At 72.4% G+C, this 15,145-nt stretch carries 17 protein-coding genes; 15 read left to right on the top strand and 2 right to left on the bottom strand.

Translation table 11 applies throughout. The features are described from left to right. Positions 1 to 2: 2 nt before the first annotated feature. Both flgK and EDF28_RS09865 read right to left on the bottom strand, forming a co-directional pair. On the bottom strand, positions 3 to 1,424 hold the full coding sequence (gene flgK, locus EDF28_RS09870) for a flagellar hook-associated protein FlgK (RefSeq protein ID WP_123938153.1): 1,422 nt from the start codon (positions 1,422 to 1,424) through the stop codon (positions 3 to 5). 4 nt (positions 1,425 to 1,428) lie between these two features. Then, on the bottom strand, positions 1,429 to 1,914 hold the full coding sequence (locus EDF28_RS09865; RefSeq protein ID WP_123292716.1) for a flagellar protein FlgN: 486 nt from the start codon (positions 1,912 to 1,914) through the stop codon (positions 1,429 to 1,431). A 486-nt stretch (positions 1,915 to 2,400) separates the two neighbouring features. Between EDF28_RS09865 and EDF28_RS09860 the strand changes: the two genes are divergently transcribed. From EDF28_RS09860 to EDF28_RS09790, 15 genes are all read left to right on the top strand, one after another. Then, positions 2,401 to 3,219: a sigma-70 family RNA polymerase sigma factor gene (locus EDF28_RS09860; RefSeq protein WP_123938152.1), complete on the top strand. Its 819-nt coding sequence runs from the start codon at positions 2,401 to 2,403 to the stop codon at positions 3,217 to 3,219. A gap of 117 nt (positions 3,220 to 3,336) precedes the next feature. After that, positions 3,337 to 4,179 carry a flagellin gene (locus EDF28_RS09855; protein ID WP_185094203.1) on the top strand — a complete coding sequence of 281 codons (843 nt, stop codon included), beginning with the start codon at positions 3,337 to 3,339 and terminating at the stop codon, positions 4,177 to 4,179. Positions 4,180 to 4,283: 104 nt separating this feature from the next. Then, positions 4,284 to 5,672: a flagellar filament capping protein FliD gene (gene fliD / locus EDF28_RS09850; protein WP_260154820.1), complete on the top strand. Its 1,389-nt coding sequence runs from the start codon at positions 4,284 to 4,286 to the stop codon at positions 5,670 to 5,672. Between the two features lie 10 nt (positions 5,673 to 5,682). Then, the gene (gene fliS / locus EDF28_RS09845; protein ID WP_123671835.1) at positions 5,683 to 6,156 is read left to right on the top strand and encodes a flagellar export chaperone FliS; all 474 of its coding nucleotides are present in this window, start codon (positions 5,683 to 5,685) and stop codon (positions 6,154 to 6,156) included. Continuing rightward, positions 6,146 to 6,484 (top strand): hypothetical protein, encoded by a 339-nt coding sequence (locus tag EDF28_RS09840; protein WP_123938150.1) that lies wholly within the window; start codon positions 6,146 to 6,148, stop codon positions 6,482 to 6,484. Before fliS ends, EDF28_RS09840 begins: the two co-directional genes overlap by 11 nt. Before the next feature lie 217 nt (positions 6,485 to 6,701). Further along, positions 6,702 to 7,046: a flagellar basal body protein gene (locus tag EDF28_RS09835; protein WP_123938149.1), complete on the top strand. Its 345-nt coding sequence runs from the start codon at positions 6,702 to 6,704 to the stop codon at positions 7,044 to 7,046. Then, positions 7,043 to 7,438, top strand: coding sequence for a flagellar basal body rod protein FlgC (locus tag EDF28_RS09830; protein ID WP_235035933.1), 396 nt, complete (start codon positions 7,043 to 7,045; stop codon positions 7,436 to 7,438). Before EDF28_RS09835 ends, EDF28_RS09830 begins: the two co-directional genes overlap by 4 nt. Further along, complete coding sequence (gene fliE / locus EDF28_RS09825; protein ID WP_123338355.1) at positions 7,438 to 7,773, top strand: flagellar hook-basal body complex protein FliE; 336 nt, start codon at positions 7,438 to 7,440, stop codon at positions 7,771 to 7,773. Before EDF28_RS09830 ends, fliE begins: the two co-directional genes overlap by 1 nt. Beyond that, a complete protein-coding gene (fliF, locus tag EDF28_RS09820; protein ID WP_123938148.1) occupies positions 7,773 to 9,446 on the top strand; it encodes a flagellar basal-body MS-ring/collar protein FliF in 1,674 nt (557 codons plus the stop codon). Before fliE ends, fliF begins: the two co-directional genes overlap by 1 nt. Positions 9,447 to 9,454: 8 nt before the next feature. Continuing rightward, the gene (gene fliG / locus EDF28_RS09815) at positions 9,455 to 10,513 is read left to right on the top strand and encodes a flagellar motor switch protein FliG (RefSeq protein ID WP_123938147.1); all 1,059 of its coding nucleotides are present in this window, start codon (positions 9,455 to 9,457) and stop codon (positions 10,511 to 10,513) included. Then, positions 10,506 to 11,168, top strand: a complete 663-nt coding sequence (locus EDF28_RS09810; protein WP_123292722.1) for a hypothetical protein — start codon at positions 10,506 to 10,508, stop codon at positions 11,166 to 11,168. The genes fliG and EDF28_RS09810 overlap by 8 nt, the downstream gene beginning before the upstream one ends. Further along, the gene (locus tag EDF28_RS09805; protein WP_123938146.1) at positions 11,165 to 12,508 is read left to right on the top strand and encodes a FliI/YscN family ATPase; all 1,344 of its coding nucleotides are present in this window, start codon (positions 11,165 to 11,167) and stop codon (positions 12,506 to 12,508) included. The genes EDF28_RS09810 and EDF28_RS09805 overlap by 4 nt, the downstream gene beginning before the upstream one ends. Continuing rightward, positions 12,508 to 12,939, top strand: coding sequence for a flagellar FliJ family protein (locus tag EDF28_RS09800; RefSeq protein ID WP_123292724.1), 432 nt, complete (start codon positions 12,508 to 12,510; stop codon positions 12,937 to 12,939). Before EDF28_RS09805 ends, EDF28_RS09800 begins: the two co-directional genes overlap by 1 nt. Further along, on the top strand, positions 12,936 to 13,670 hold the full coding sequence (locus EDF28_RS09795) for a C40 family peptidase (protein ID WP_123938145.1): 735 nt from the start codon (positions 12,936 to 12,938) through the stop codon (positions 13,668 to 13,670). The genes EDF28_RS09800 and EDF28_RS09795 overlap by 4 nt, the downstream gene beginning before the upstream one ends. Beyond that, complete coding sequence (locus EDF28_RS09790; RefSeq protein WP_123938144.1) at positions 13,667 to 15,133, top strand: flagellar hook-length control protein FliK; 1,467 nt, start codon at positions 13,667 to 13,669, stop codon at positions 15,131 to 15,133. Before EDF28_RS09795 ends, EDF28_RS09790 begins: the two co-directional genes overlap by 4 nt. The last annotated feature ends 12 nt before the right edge of the window (positions 15,134 to 15,145 follow it).

Raw genomic sequence — 15,145 nt, 5'->3', positions numbered from 1 at the left:
GATCAGCCCCTCCCGACGAGTCCGACGCGGTTGATGATGGTGTCGAGCATCTCGTCGACGGCGGTCAGGACGCGTGCCGCGCCCTGGTACGCGTGCTGGTAGCTCAGCAGGTTCACGTTCTCCTCGTCGAGGTCGACGCCGGCGCTCGACTGCTGCTGGGTGCGCGCGTTGGTCAGGGCGAGTCCGGTGAGCGTCGACTCCGTCGCGGCCGACCGGGAGGCGGTGCCCACCCCCGCCACGAACGTCGCCCAGGTCGTGTCGGCGGCCCCAGGGCCCGTGCCGAGTCGCGAGAGCGCGTCGGCGAACGAGTCGTCGAGCTGCCCCGCCGCGTTCCGCGTCGCCAGGCCGCTGCCGTCCGTCGGGACGACCGACAGGCCCTGCGCGGCGGGGACGCCCGCCGCGAGGGCGAAGAACGCGGTGCCGGTGGTGCCGGCCGGGGTCGTGCCGGTGGCATGGACGGCGTTGACGGTCGCTGCGAGCTGGGTCGCGACGGCGTCGTAGGACGCGGCGGCCTGGGCGAGCGCGCCGCCCGTGCCGTTCGCGTTCGCCGGGGCGAGGACGGCGAGGGCGCCACCGATCGACCCGCCGCTCAGGGACACCGCGCCGGCGGTGCCGGAGGTCCAGGTCAGGGTGACCGCGGCGCCGTCGGCGAGGCGTTCGCCACCGCCGAGGGCGACGGCGCGGGCGTCGGTGCCCTGCACGAGCGGGTTGCCGCCGAGCAGCACGTCGACCGTGCCGTCCGCGTTGGTGCGCGTCGTCCCGCCGGCGAGCGTCGCGATCTGCTCGGTGAGCTGGTCGCGTTGGTCGAGGAGTTCGTTGGCGTTGCCGCCGGAGGCCAGTGCGGTGCGGATCCGCCCGTTCAGGTCGGCCACCTGCTTCGCGGCGTCGTTCAGCTGGGTCACCTGGCCGGCCGCGGTGCCCCGGACCGAGGACCACTGCGCGTCGACCGACTTCGACCCGGCGGCCAGGGCCGCGGCGACGGTGCCCGCTGCGCCGAGGACGGCGCTGGCGGCACCCGGGTCGTCGGGGTGACTGGCGAGTTCGCTCCACGACGACCAGAAGGCATCGAGCTTGGCGCTCAGGCCGTCCTTGCCGGGCTCGTGCAGGCCGGTCTCGAGGGCGGACAGTGCCGTCGCACGGGCGTCGGCGTAGGCGGAGGACCCCGCGGCGACCCGGACGCCGACGTCGAGCGTCAGCGATGCCAGGCGGGCGATGCCGTCGACGGAGACGCCCTGACCGGCGAGGGCGGCGGTGCCGCGCATGAACCCTGTCTGGGTCGCCGGGATCGAGTTCTGCGTGACGCGCTGCCGCGTGTACCCGGCGGTGCCGGCGTTCGCGATGTTCTGGCCGGTGACGTCGATGCCGGCGCGGGCTGCGGCGAGGCCGGAGTACGCGGTGGCGAGGGAACCGAAGGTGCTGACCACGGGGTTACAGGGTCCCCTCGAACAGGCGAGCGCCGTCGGAGCCGGGACCGGAGGTGCCCGAGGCGTCGTAGGTCGCGGCGGTCGTCACGGTGCCGGCGAGGGTCTCCTCGGTGGCCTGGGCGGCGGTGCGCAGGAAGCGGTCGTTCTCGTCGCGCAGGGCGCCGATCTGGGTGGTCAGCTCGACCATCGCGGTCAGGTGCGCGGCGAGGATCTCGCCCCACGGGCCGTTCGGCGCTGCGGCGACGACGTCGCGCAGGGGTGCATCGGCGGGGACGCCCCACTCCTCGGCGACCTCGGCACTCGACGCGGCGCGCTCGAGTCCGGTGCTGCGGAGTCGTTCGAGGACCTGCTCGACCTCGCGGCTGGCGTGCGACACCCACCGGGAACGGCCCGCAGTGAGCAGGAGCTGCTCCTCCTCGAGCTTGAAGGTGAGCAGCTCGAGCAGTTCGCGTTCGCGCCAGAGCACGGCGGACAGGTCGTTCACGCTCATCAGCTCCTCCCGTGTGGGTCGTCGTCGGGTGTTCGGGTCTTCGGGTCCACCATCCGGCGGACACCGAGACCTATCGACCGCGGGTGGTGGCGCGTAAGTGGAGACGGCTGGTCTTCGGCACCGTGCTCGCAGGCTCGCCCGGAGGCATCCGGCATCGCTGGCGCGATGCGCACCAGCGGATGCCTCCCGTCCGGGGGACGGGAACGGGCGTTCTGCCGGGTGGGTCCCCCCAAATGTGGACCGGGAAACACCGCGAATGCCCCCGCACTGGGGACGGATGAACCCCTGTTCAGGACATTGCCAGCCGATACATTCAGAACGCACCACGAGGGCGACCTCGAACCGCCTCAAAGGGGCGCGGGGTGCACCGCTCGGAGGGAACCGGGCGGGTCTTCGGCGTACGCACCGGCCATCCGAGGCCGGCGTCCGTCGTGCCCAGGGACGGGTGAGTCGAGACAGTCACGTCAGGTCGATCAGGGGATCAGCATGGACCGCACCGCACGCAACGCGATGATCGTGGAGCACCTCCCGCTCGTGGGCTACATCGTCGCCGACGTCCGCTCCCGCGCCACGCACCTGGACCGCGACGACCTCGCCGCCGTCGGCTCCCTCGCCCTCGTCGCCGCTGCCGACGCGTTCGACCCCACCCTCGGCGTCCCCTTCGGCGCCTACGCCCGGACCCGGATCGCCGGAGCCCTCGCCGACGACATGCGCTCGGCCGACTGGGCGTCCCGCGGCACCCGGAAGCGGATCCGCGAGACCCTCGCCACGCAGGAGGCCCTGTCCGCCCGACTCGGCCGGAGCGTCGGCGTGCAGGAGATCGCGGACGCGATGGGTGTCGACCGGCAGACCGCCTCGGACGCCATGAGCGACGCGGCCCGCATCGTCGCGCCCCTCGACGAGACCGTGCACGACCTCGTCGCAGCCGACCTGCCGTTGCCCGGCGACGACCTGCTCGAGACCGAGAAGCGTCGCTACCTGCGCGCAGCCGTCGAGGCACTGCCCGAGCGGATGCGCTTCGTCGTCGAGGCCGTCTACTTCGGGGACCGCTCGGTGACCGACGTCGCCGCGGAACTCGGCATCACGCACTCCGCCGTCTCGCAGCAGCGCTCCGAGGCGATGCGCCTGCTCCGCGACGGACTGGCCGCCCACTACGGGGACGGCGGTGCCGCCGCCGAACCCGCCTCGCGCACCACCGCGGCCCGCCGGAGCGCCTACCTCGCACGCGTCGCGTCGAACGCCGCCGCCGGCGTCGCACGTGCCGTCCACGACGCGACCGCGCCGGTCGCCGTGGCGGCGAGCTGAACCGTCGACGGGTATTTCCGTCGATTCCCTAACGACTCCCGGCACCCGGTCGAGAGTCATCCACGTCAGCCCACGGACGGGCTGTAGTACGACCCAGCATTCACGGAGGAAACCACCATGGGTATGTCCATCAACACCAACCTCTCGGCACTCAACACGTACCGGAACCTCAACTCGACGCAGAACGACCTGTCGAAGTCCCTCGAGAAGCTCTCGTCGGGTCTCCGCATCAACCGTGCTGCCGACGACGCGGCCGGTCTGTCGATCTCCGAGGGGCTGAAGTCCCAGGTCGGTGGCCTCACGGTCGCCGCCCGCAACGCGCAGGACGGCATCTCCGTCGTGCAGACCGCTGAAGGTGGCCTCACCGAGACCCACTCGATCCTCCAGCGCATGCGCGACCTGGCCGTCCAGGCCGGTAACGACTCGAACAACGCTGACTCGCGGACGTCGATTCAGACCGAGGTGACCGAGCTCTCCAAGGAGCTCACCCGCATCGCGGACTCCACGCAGTTCAACGGGATCGACCTGTTGAAGGGTGCCGGCAACAACAACGGCGCCTCGCTGACCTTCCAGGTCGGCGCGAACGCCGGGGTCGCCAGCCAGATCACCGTCGACCTCACCGGGGCCGACGTCGCGGGCGTTGCCACCGCGGTGAGCACGCTCACGTTCGACAACGCCACCAACGCGCAGGCTGCGATCACCGCGATCGACACGCAGATCAAGAACGTGTCGACCGCTCGTTCGAACATCGGTGCTGTCCAGAACCGCTTCGACCACGCCATCAACGTGACGAACGTGGCCAAGGAGAACCTCACCGCTGCCGGTTCGCGCATCACCGACGTCGACATGGCCGAGGAGATGGTCAAGTACACGCGCGACAACATCCTCAGCCAGGCCGGCACGTCGATGCTCGCGCAGGCGAACCAGAGCACGCAGGGCGTGCTCTCGCTCCTGCGCTAGCACCCACGACGCCGCCTTCCGGGATCGTTCAGGCTTCCCGGGAGGCGGCGTCGCCCTCCTGACCATCCCCACGACGCCAGGGAGTGTCGACGATGTCATCGTCCGTGTCCTCGAGCACCAGCCTCGCGATCGACGGGCTCGTCAGCGGGCTCAAGACGACCGACCTCATCAACTCGTTGATGAGCGTCGAGGGCGTGCCGCAGACCCTGCTCAAGAACAAGCTCACGAGCACCAACTCGTTCATCTCGTCGCTGCAGACGATCAACGGGTTGGTGCAGGCCCTCGCGACCAAGGCGAAGGACGCCGCGAAGGCGACCTCGCTCGACCTGTTCACGGCCACGAGCTCGTCGTCGGGCGTCACCGCCGTCACCGGCTCGAACGCGAGCGCCGGGTCACTGACGTTCAGCGTCGGCTCGACCGCGTCCGCCCAGGTCGGGGTCACCGCCGCGATGTCCACGTGGTCGGCCGCTGCCGAACCGATCACCCTGGTGGGCGCCGACGGCACGAAGACCACCGTCACGCCGTCGTCGGGCTCCCTCGACGACACGGTGTCGGCGATCAACAAGTCCGGGGCCGGCGTCACCGCCACGAAGGTCGCCGCGGGTGCGGCCGCCGACGGCACCAAGCTCTACCGGTTGCAGCTGACGTCCGCCAAGACCGGGGCTGCTGGTGGTTTCGAGGTGTACCGCGGGACCGCCGACCAGGTGACCGCGGGTACCGCGACGAACGTGCTGACCGAGGTCGGCGCCGCGGTCGTCGCCCAGGCGAAGGACGCCAGCGTCACGCTGTGGGCCGGCACCGCCGCCGAGCAGACGATCACGAGCGCGACGAACACGTTCACCGACCTGGTCCCCGGGCTCAGCGTCACCGTGTCCAAGGCGTCGACGGATCCGGTCACGGTCGGCGTCGCACAGGACACCACGAAGGCCCAGTCCGTGGCGTCCGGACTCGTCGACGCGATGAACGCGGTCTCGGCCTACCACAAGACGAACACCGCGGTGACGAGCACCACGAGTGCCACCAGCGGATCGACGACCACGACCGCCGGGGTCCTGATGGGCGACGGCACCACGCGCGACGCCGTACAGCGCCTGGGCAGCACCATGTCGGCGCCCGTCGGCGGGAAGTCGCCGTCGTCGATCGGCATCTCGATCACCAAGGACGGCAGCTTCACCTTCGACGCCGAGGTCTTCCAGAAGGCCCTCGCCACCGACCCCGAGGGCACGCAGGCGATGCTGTCCGGCGTCGCCGCGAACGTGGGTGCCGCCGCCACCGCCGCGTCCGACAAGTACGACGGGTCCATCACCACGACGATCACCGGCCAGCAGGCGGTCGCCAAGGACCTCAACACCCAGATCGACAGCTGGACCGACCGACTCACGATGCGCCGCGCATCGCTCCAGACGCTGTACTCGTCGCTCGAGACCAGCCTCAGCAAGCTCCAGTCCCAGTCCAGCTGGCTCGCCAGCCAGCTCGCGGCGACGACGAGCTGACGGGATCACCATGACCTTCGACTTCCAGGCCGCCGCCTTCCGCCAGGCCGCGCAGCCCCGCACCGTGACCGACCAGCGTCGCGCCCAGTACACGAACGAGGCCGTCCTGTCGGCCACCCCGGCGCAGCTCGTCACGATGCTCTACGACCGGCTGCTGCTCGACCTGCACCGCGCCGAGGCCGCTCAGACCAGCGCCGACTGGGACGCCGCCCGCGAGCAGCTGCTGCACGCGCAGGCGATCGTCGGCGAGCTGTCGTCCACGCTGCGGATCGACGTCTGGGACGGGGGCGAGGGCCTGCTCGCCGTCTACAACTACGCGTCGACGTCCCTCATCACCGCGAACGTGCACCGTGACGTGCAGGCGACGCGCGACTGCATCCGGATCCTCGAACCCCTGCGGCAGTCGTGGCACGACGCCGCGGCGTCGCTGCCGGCGACGCCGGCCCGCCAGCAGCCGACGGGCGGAGCCCTCGGTGTCGCTTGAACCGGCACCGTCGCGTGAAACGACACCGTCGCCCGAGCAGGTCGACCACCGCCTCGCCTGGGAGGCCCTGCTCGACTCCCTGGAGCACGACGCCGCCCGACAGGCGGCCGACCCCACGGCCGTGGTGGGGTGGTCGGAGCCGGCCGGGCTGGGTCCGGTGCCGCGTGAGTTGGTGGGGCGTGCCTCCCGGCTGCTCGCTGCGCAGCGCGACCGCATCGCGGAACTGGAGTCGGACCGACGGGCGACGCTCGAGCACCTCGGTGCGCTGCGCGCCGTCGACGCGACCCGCGAGCCCCGTGGCGCGGTGTACCTCGACGCGTCCGCCTGACCCGCGCTCCCGCCACCTGTTCCGCGACGAAGCACGCGTCGATCGACGAGTGGTCTGTCGCAGAAGTGGTGCCACCCCCGTTCGGGGCGAGGGCTAACGCGGCCGGGGACGGGCACCGATAGCGCCACACGAGCACGGATCGCTCACCAGTTCGGCCACGGATCGGCCACCACCGCACGGCGACGTCCCACGGGCGACGCCTGACGAGGGGACCACCGTGTTCGATTCCGTGACGAGCGTCGCGCTGCAGAGCGCACTCGACGGCCTGTCGATGCGCCAGAAGGTGATCGCGAACAACATCGCGAACATCAACACGCCGGACTACCACGCCGAGAAGGTCCAGTTCGAGGACGCCTTGGCGAAGTCGATCACCGACGGCAGCGGGAACACCGCCCCGACGGTCGCCCGCAGCCTCGAGCCGACGAACACGAACGGCAACAACGTCAACCTCGACGAGGAGACGCTCTCCAACGTCGACACCGTGCTCCGGTACCAGTTCGCCACGCAGGCGATGAACTCCGAGCTCACGAGCGTCCGTGCGGCGATGCGGACGAACTCGTGACGACCTTCGACGCGATCGGCATCGCGAGCACCGGCATGACCGTGCACCGGAAGTGGCTCGACGCCGTCGCCGACAACATGGCGAACGCGAACACCGTGAAGTCGATGGACGACACCGCGTTCCAGGCCCGATACGTCGAGGTCCAGGAGGGCAACGGCGTGTCCGGCGCTTACGTCAAGGGCGCCGCGTTCGGCAGCGCCGCCGGCCGCGTGACCTACGACCCGGACAACCCGCTCGCGAACGACGAGGGCTACGTCCGCATGCCGGACATCGACCTCGGCACGCAGATGGCGGACCTCATCATGGCCCAGCGCGGCTACCAGGCGAACGCCGCCGTGGTCGACCGTGCCAAGACCGCCTACGAGGCGGCACTGCAGATCGGGAAGAACTGATGCCCATCGACGCCGTCAACGGTGTGACCACCAACGCGATGACGAACGCACTGACCAGTGTGTCCGGCACCTCCAGCGACGTCACCGGCACCGCCGGTGCGACCAGCACCGACGGCAGCGGGTTCGCCGCCAGCCTCGGGAACGCCGTCGACGGGCTGCAGGCGCTGCAGAGCGACTCGAAGACCCTCGCGCTCAAGGCCGTCACCGGCAACCTCGACGACATCCACGACGCGACCATCGCCGCCACCCGCGCGCAGGTCACGCTCGAGCTCGTCTCCGCCGTCCGCAACAAGGGCGTCGACGCGTTCAACGAGATCATGAGGATGCAGGCCTGATGCCCGTCGCCGTCAAGAACGTCTTCGCGCGCCTGTCCGCGTACGTGAAGGGCTTCTCCGCCGCCCAGCGCACCATCGCGATCCTGGTGATCGCCGCGCTCGTGCTCGGGGGGATCGCCCTGGCGGCGTGGCTCGGCAAGGCGTCCTACGCGCCGCTCTTCACCGGGCTGGCCGCGGCCGACGCGAGTTCCATCACCGACCAGCTGCAGACCGACGGTGTGCCGTACCAGCTCACCGACGGCGGCGCGACGATCCTGGTGCCGCAGGCGCAGGTGTACTCGGAGCGCCTCAAAGCCGCGTCGAACGGGCTGCCGTCGTCGAACGAGGGCGGCTACTCGCTGCTCGACCAGATGGGCGTGACGAGCTCGGAGTTCCAGCAGGACGTCACCTACAAGCGGGCGATGGAGGGCGAGCTCGCCAAGACCATCGGCGCGATGGACGGCGTGCAGACCGCGACCGTGCAGCTCGCGATCCCGGAGAAGTCCGTGTTCGTGTCCGAGGAGAAGGACCCGACGGCGTCGGTGTTCATCGCCACCGACAACGGCACCCAGCTGAGCACCGACCAGGTGCAGGCGATCGTGCACCTGACCAGCGCCTCGGTCGAGGGCATGCAGACCACCGACGTCTCGGTCGTCGACGCCAAGGGGCAGACGCTGTCCGCCGTCGGGACCGGTGCGACCGGCAGCGGCGCCGACCAGGCCGCCGACTACGACGCCGCCACGAGCAAGAAGATCCAGGACCTGCTCGACACCACCCTCGGGGCCGGCAACGCGACGGTCGTGGTCTCCGGCACGATGAACCAGGAGTCCGGCACGCGCACGTCGGAGAGCTACACGTCACCGACCTCGGGTCCGGTCGCGCTCAACGAGTCGAGCACCACCGAGCAGTACGGCTCCGGCGCCGCGGGCGCGTCGAGCGGTGCGACCGGGGTCCTCGGCCCGGACAACATCGCCGTGCCGAACGGCACCGCCACGAGCGGCACCGGTGACGGCGGCTACACCAACGAGTCGGCGACGAAGAACAACGCCGTCGACCACACCACCGAGACCACGCAGATCCCCTCGGGGTCCCTCGACCGGCAGACCATCTCGGTCGCGCTGAACTCGAAGGCCGACGCCGTGCAGAACGCGAACCTGCAGAGCATCAACGACCTGGTGTCGGCCGCCGCCGGTGTCGACCAGAACCGCGGCGACCAGGTGAAGGTCGCGATGATGGACTTCGACACCAGTGGTGCCGACCAGGCTGCGAAGGCCCTCGAGGCGCAGCAGAAGGCCGACCAGCAGGAAGCCCTGTGGTCGTCGATCCGCACCGCCGGCATCGTCATCGGCATCCTGCTCGCGCTCATCGCCGTCATGTTCGTCATCGCCCGTCGCAGCCGGAAGCAGGAACGCGAGGCCGTCGACCTCGGCGAACTCGACGCCTTCGCCGGCGAGACGTTCCAGCTGCCCCTCGCGATGGACGGCGCCGCCGACCGCGCGACCCTCGGTGCCGGTGACGCCCCCACCGCCGTGCTCTCGACGATGCCCGCCGGTGACCCGCCGACCGAGGTGCTGACGACCGACGAGATCACGGCCGAGCGCCGCCGTCAGGATATCTCCGCGCTGGCCGAACGCGACCCGAAGCGCACGGCCGAGCTCCTGCGCGGGCTCCTCGACGACCGGGCACCGGTGTGAGCGCCCTGATGCCGAGCGGCAGCAACGGCAACGGCCCGGGCACCGGCAAGGGCTCGAACAACCGAGCGCTGACCGGCGCCCAGAAGGTCGCGCTCATCCTCATGCAGATGGACACCGACCGCGCGGCCGAGGTGATGAAGCAGTTCACCGAGATGGAGGCCGAGGAGATCTCGGCCGAGATCGTCCGGATGCGCCGCGTCGAGGACACCGTCGTCGACCAGACCATGTCGGAGTTCCACCGGATCACGATGAGCGGCCGACTGCAGAAGCGCGGCGGCAAGGAGACCGCGCTCGGGCTGCTCGAGGCGTCCTTCGGCGCCGAGCGCGCCGCCGGCGTGATGGACCGGCTCGCCTCGAACCTCGCCGGCCAGTCCTTCGACTTCCTCGACGACGCCGAGCCCGGGCAGGTCATCACCCTGCTCGAGGGCGAGCTGCCGCAGACCATCGCCCTCGTCCTCGCACACCTCAAGCCCGGTCAGGCGAGCGCCGTCCTCGCCGGTGTCGACGAGCGCGTCCGCACCGACGTCGCGCAGGCGTTCGCCACGATGGGCAGCGCGACCCCCGAGGCCGTCGGGATCGTCGCCGGTGTCCTGCGGCAGCGCGCCGGCGCCGTCGTGTCGCCGCGCGAGAGCGTCGAGGTCGTCGGCGGCATCGCGCCCCTGGTCGACATCATCAACCGCTCCGACGTCGCCACCGAGAAGGCCGTGCTCGACGGACTCGAGGCCCGCGACCCGGAACTCGCCGAGGACATCCGCTCGCGCATGCTCACCTTCGAGGACATCGTGAAGCTCGAGTCCCGCGACATCCAGCAGGTGCTGCGTGGCATCGACTCGAAGCTCCTCGCGACCGCCATGAAGGGTGCCGCCGGACCCGTCGTCGAGACGATCCGCGCGAACGTGTCCGAGCGCAACCGCTCGCTGCTCGACGACGAACTGCAGGCCATGGGCCCGGTCCGCGTCTCGCAGGTCGAGGAAGCGCGCGCCGAGGTCGTCCGTTCCGTGCGCGAGCTCGAGGCGCAGGGCGTCATCACCGTGCACCGTGCCGAGGAGGACGAGCTCGTTGACTGACACCACGACCGCCGGCACCGTGCAGCGCATCGCCTTCCCCGCGATCGGCACCGCCGCCGCGACCGACCGTGCGTCGGGTGCCGACGTCCGCGGCCACGCCGCCGGCTACACCGCGGGACTCCGCGCCGCACAGGCCGAGACGGACGCCCTGCGCGCCCGCCTGCAGGCCGAGCACGCCGCGCTGACCGCGTCGCTGCGCGCGGACACCGTCCGCCGCATCGCCGTCCTCGACGCCGCGACGAACGCGATGCTGTCCACGGTCGCGCCCGTCCTCAGCGACGCCGAGGCGTCCGTCGCCAGCGCGGCCACGGACCTGGCCGAGGCGATCGTCGGGTACGAGATCCGTGCCTCCCGTCCGGCGGTCGGTACCGATGACGACCGGGAGGCCCGGATCACGTCCGGTGCCGAGACCACCGTCCGGCGGGCGCTCGCGTCCATCGACCGCAGCGTCCCGGTGGCCGTCCGGCTCAGCCCGGCGGACGCCGCCCGCGTCGCCGACGTCGACCTGCCGGTGCCCGTGGTCGCCGACCCCGCGCTGCGGGACGGCGACGCCGTCGTCGACCTGCCGGACGGCATCCTCGACGCCCGGATCGCCACCGCACTCGACCGTGCCCGCACTGCACTGGGTGTCGAGCTGCAGGGGGTGTCCGCGTGACCGCCACGCTGCTCCGCCCCCGCGGGCTCGACGACGCCCTGCAGCAGGCCGCACCCCAGCGGGTCGGCGTCGTCACGAGCGCCGTCGGCCTCGGGCTGACGATCGCCGGGCTCGACGCCCACGTCGGCGAGGTCGTCACGGTCGGACCGGAGGACGGCGTGCAGACCGCCGTCGAGGTCGTCGCGACCGACGCCACCGGCGTGCGCTGCATGCCGCTCGGCCGCCTCACCGGTGTGACCGCCGGCACCCCCGCACGCCCCACCGGCCGGCCGGTGCTCGTGCCGACGGGTGCCGGGCTGTTCGGCCGTGTGCTCGACGGGCTCGGCCGACCGATCGACGACCGCGGACCGATCGTCGGTGCCGGTGGCGAGCCCGTCGACTGGGTGCCGCTCGACCACGCGACCCCGAACGCGATGGCACGCACCCGCATCGACACCCCGATGCAGCTCGGTGTGCGGGTGCTCGACACCCTCACCACCGTCGGCCGTGGCCAGCGCATGGGGCTCTTCGCGGGCTCCGGTGTCGGCAAGTCCTCGCTGCTGTCGATGATCGCCCGGGGGAGCGACGCCGCCGTCAACGTGATCGCACTCGTGGGGGAGCGTGGCCGCGAGGTGCGCGAGTTCCTCGAGGACGACCTCGGTGCCGACGGCCTCGCCCGCTCGATCGTCGTCGTGTCGACCTCGGACGAGCCCGCCCTCATGCGTCTGCGCGCCGCGTTCGTGGCCACCCGAATCGCGGAGTCGTTCCGCGACGCCGGCCAGGACGTCGTGCTCATGATGGACTCGCTCACCCGCGTCGCGATGGCGCAGCGTGAGATCGGGCTCTCGGTGGGGGAGCCGCCGGCCACTCGGGGCTACCCGCCGTCGACGTTCTCGGTGCTCGCCGGGCTGCTCGAGCGTGCCGGGACGGACCGCGTCGGCAGCATCACCGGCATGTACACCGTGCTGGTCGACGGCGACGACCACAACGAGCCGATCGCCGACGCCGCCCGCAGCATCCTGGACGGTCACGTCGTGCTCGACCGGAAGCTCGCGATCACCGGGCACTTCCCGTCGGTGGACGCCCTCGGTTCGGTGTCCCGGGTGGCCTCGAAGGTGACGGACCCGGCGCAGCGCGGTGCCGCGACCACCCTCCGCAAGGTGATGGCAGCACGTGCCGCCGCCCAGGACCTGCTCGACGTCGGCGCGTACCAGCGCGGCTCGAACCCGCTCGTCGACGCCGCCGTCGACCACCAGGGCGCGATCGACGCGTTCCTGCGCCAGGGGATGGACGAGCGGGCGACCGCCGACGCGTCCTGGCAGCGACTCGGTGGTCTCGTGCAGCAGCTGGGGGTGTCGTGATGGCCCGCCGCTTCCCGCTCGCGGGGCTCCTGCGCCTGCGGCACACCGAACAGGACCGCGCCGCTGCCTCGCTCGCCACCGCGAACGAGCGCGTGCGCGACGCCGCCGACGCCCGGATCGCCGCGCGCCGCAGCCTCGCCGACGCCGAGGGCGCGCAGCCGATCGAGGACGCCGCGACCCTGAGCGCCGTCGCCGCTGCGCGTGCTGCGACCCGCGGGATGCTCGAGGAGCTCGACGCCGTGGTCCGGACCCGCCGCGCGGACGCCGACCGGGCACAGGAGGAGTACACCGCCGCACGCCGTGCCGCGGTCGGCCTGGAGAAGCTCGAGGGCAAGCACGCCGCCGAGCAGGCCGCCGAGGAACTCCGCACCGAACAGAACGCCCTCGACGAGATCGCGGCACGACGCCGCACGGAAGGTGGTGCCCGATGAGCGTCGAAGCGGTGCTCTCCCGGATCTCCGAGATCCGGTCCCAGATCGACACCCTGCGCGGTGGCTCGGCCGCGGCGACGAGTTCGTCGTCGTCCGCCGCGTCGACCAGCGCCTCGTCGAGCGCCTTCGCCGATGCCCTGGCCACGGCGACCGGGACCACCGGCACCGGGACCGCAACCGCTGCTGCCGGCGCTGCGGCGACCACCAGCAGCGCGCCCGCCACGTCCGTCGACGCCGGCGCGGGCACGCTCGCGACGGGCAGCGGCGCCACCGGGTCCGACGTCGTCGCGGACGCGAAGAAGTACCTCGGCGTGCCCTACGTGTTCGGCGGCACGACGACCGCCGGCATGGACTGCTCGGGCCTGGTGCAGACGGTGTTCAAGGACCTCGGCGTGACCATGCCGCGGGTCGTGCCGGACCAGGCGAAGATGGGCGTCGAGGTCGGCTCCCTGAAGGACGCACAGCCCGGCGACCTGATCATCCCGAAGGGCGAGGGCCACGTCGTCATCTACGTCGGCGACGGCAAGGTGCTGCACGCGCCGCGCCCCGGCAAGGACGTCCGCATCGTCGACAACTGGTACTCGGACGCCGACATCGCCACCATCCGCCGCATCGTGCCGGCGCAGGCGTCCGCTACCCCGGCGACGACCGCGACCACCGCCGCGAGCAGCGCCACCGACCTGCAGACCGCCGCGCTGCTGTCCATGATGCAGTCCGGGAGCGCCGCATGAGCCTGACCATCGCCACCCAGCCCGCGCCCGCTCCGACGAGCAGCGCTGCGCCCGGCCGCGCCACGACCGACGCCGGCGGTGCCGGTTCGTTCGACGCCGCCCTGTCCGCGGCCGCCGCGACGGATCGTCGTGCCGGTGAGCGTGCACCGGCGCGCCGGGACGACTCCCGCGCAGCCGACGACACCGGTTCGACCACGCCGCCGAGCGCTGCCACGACCGCCACCGGGACGGACGTGGCGGCTGCCGCTGACGGCTCGGCCGCTGCTGCCGGGGAGGGGCAGGCGCTCACGCCCACGCCCATGCTCACCGGGACGGTGCCTGCCTCGCTCCCTCCGGTCGCGTCGACGACCCCTGCCGAGACGGTCTCACCGGTGACGTCGACCGCGCCCGAGCCGACGGCGCAGGTCGTCACCGCGACGACGGCGGCCCCGGCGCCCGCCCCGGAGACGACCACGCCGACGACCTCTGCTCCCGTCCCCGCCGCTGCCACCGGGGCTGCCACTGCCACGGGCGCCGCGGTCCCGCTGCCGGCCACCACGGCGCCGTCGGCAACCACCACGGCGTCCGCTGCATCCGCCACGGCACAGGCACCGGGTACGACGGCCGCAGTCCCCGCGGACGGCCCCGCACCGTCACCGGCGTCCGCCCCGAGGCCAGGCACCCCGTCCGGCGGGACGACCGGCACCGGCACCGGCACCGGCACCGTCGGAGTCGCGAGCACGAGCAGCGCGCCCGCTGCCACTGCCGCTGCGGCCGCCGCGACGCTCCAGCCGATCGCCGCGGCAACCCAGCCCACCCAGCCCACCGACGGCTCCGCGACCGCGACCCCGGCCGTCGTCACGGTGGCAGCGGCGACCGCCGCGCGGGGTGGGCAGACCGGCCACGGGGCGGACCAGCAGGGATCGACGGCGGGTGATCCGGGCCTCCCGGCAGTCACCACCACGCGCGGCGGCGAGACGCCCTTCGTCCTGCCCACCACGCCGACCGCCGCGCCCGCCCCCGTCGCTGCCGCCGCGCCGGTCACGTCCCAGACGGCCACGCCCGCGCCCCTCGGGCAGCAGCTCGCGCGCCCGGTGTTCTCGCTCGCGCAGGCCGGCCCCGGTGAGCACGTCGTCACCGTGCAGGTCGTGCCGGACAGCCTCGGACCGGTCACGGTCCGCGCGCACGTCACGGCGCACGGCATGCACGTCGAGCTGTTCGCGGCGTCCGAGGCGGGCCGCGACGCGGTCCGCCAGGTGCTGCCGGACCTGCGGCGCGACGCCGCCGGCGCCGGGCTGAGCACCACACTCGACCTGTCGTCGCAGAACCACCCGGGCACGTCGGCGGGTCACGACCAGCGACCGGCCGACGGCCGCCTGCGTGCCGACACCGGCCTGGAGGCACGGCGCACCTCCGCCGCGCAGCCAGCGTCCTCCGCCACCACCTCCACCATCCGCACCGCGGGACTCGACGTCCTCGCCTGACCGGCTCACGAA

It is taken from the genome of Curtobacterium sp. PhB137 (genome assembly GCF_003814955.1).
In the GTDB taxonomy this organism is placed as follows: domain Bacteria; phylum Actinomycetota; class Actinomycetes; order Actinomycetales; family Microbacteriaceae; genus Curtobacterium.
This window is presented reverse-complemented; position numbering and strand designations above follow the sequence as displayed.

Coding starts and splice junctions, on each gene's coding strand:
- EDF28_RS09865 (WP_123292716.1), bottom strand. CDS start 1,914: ATGAGCGTGAACGACCTGTCCGCCGTGCTCTGGCGCGAACGCGAACTG.
- fliG (WP_123938147.1), top strand. CDS start 9,455: ATGCCGAGCGGCAGCAACGGCAACGGCCCGGGCACCGGCAAGGGCTCG.
- fliF (WP_123938148.1), top strand. CDS start 7,773: ATGCCCGTCGCCGTCAAGAACGTCTTCGCGCGCCTGTCCGCGTACGTG.
- EDF28_RS09790 (WP_123938144.1), top strand. CDS start 13,667: ATGAGCCTGACCATCGCCACCCAGCCCGCGCCCGCTCCGACGAGCAGC.
- fliE (WP_123338355.1), top strand. CDS start 7,438: ATGCCCATCGACGCCGTCAACGGTGTGACCACCAACGCGATGACGAAC.
- EDF28_RS09855 (WP_185094203.1), top strand. CDS start 3,337: ATGGGTATGTCCATCAACACCAACCTCTCGGCACTCAACACGTACCGG.
- EDF28_RS09860 (WP_123938152.1), top strand. CDS start 2,401: ATGGACCGCACCGCACGCAACGCGATGATCGTGGAGCACCTCCCGCTC.
- EDF28_RS09800 (WP_123292724.1), top strand. CDS start 12,508: ATGGCCCGCCGCTTCCCGCTCGCGGGGCTCCTGCGCCTGCGGCACACC.
- EDF28_RS09795 (WP_123938145.1), top strand. CDS start 12,936: ATGAGCGTCGAAGCGGTGCTCTCCCGGATCTCCGAGATCCGGTCCCAG.
- fliS (WP_123671835.1), top strand. CDS start 5,683: ATGACCTTCGACTTCCAGGCCGCCGCCTTCCGCCAGGCCGCGCAGCCC.